Below are 561 nucleotides of genomic sequence, written 5' to 3' on the forward strand. Positions count from 1 at the left end.
TTCTTCCTCAACGTCATAATGATATGGAAAATCTTTATTACCTTGTCTCTGAAGGTCTCTTAAATGACGAAAGCAGGCTAACTTGATTAAGTAGCCTGCTAGTATTTTCTTATCTAAAATATCAAAGCAATATTGAGTTCCTGGATCTTTATATTTTTGTCTAATTTCTGACCAGTCTATAGCTTCATATGCACCTTCAACATCATGAGTTTGTGTTAGATCAACTTTCATTGCTTAAAGAACTCCTTCAATTGATCCGTAACCGATTCTTTCTTCTTATCACTAGGAGAATTCAACTCCATCATTTGCGATCTAGCTCTTGGGCTCAAACCCAGTTCTTTGCCTATTTGATTCATTTTTGAAAGTGAATCAGACATCATCTGATAGGCAGGGTTTTTTCTAAAACCTTGAAAGTCTTTAGCAGCTGGTTTACCAGTAACTGGACTAAGCATTGTTTTAAAAACTTTTTGCTGAATGCCATCTTTTCGAATTGAATCATAAGCTTTGCGATAAACGTCATAAGCTGAACAATATTCCTGTAGCAAATATTCATCTGCTCTC

The 561-nt window shown here is 35.1% G+C and carries 2 protein-coding genes; both read right to left on the minus strand.

The window, feature by feature from the left end:
- Nucleotides 1-231: hypothetical protein (locus H3V04_RS08760; RefSeq protein ID WP_198188181.1), on the minus strand; the 231-nt coding region annotated here is incomplete at its 3' end.
- On the minus strand, nt 228-561 hold a 334-nt coding region (locus tag H3V04_RS08765; RefSeq protein ID WP_198188183.1), incomplete at its 5' end, for a phage terminase small subunit P27 family. The genes H3V04_RS08760 and H3V04_RS08765, both read right to left, overlap by 4 nt.

This window comes from Bifidobacterium sp. M0353 (assembly GCF_016100645.1).
GTDB lineage: Bacteria > Actinomycetota > Actinomycetes > Actinomycetales > Bifidobacteriaceae > Bombiscardovia > Bombiscardovia choladohabitans.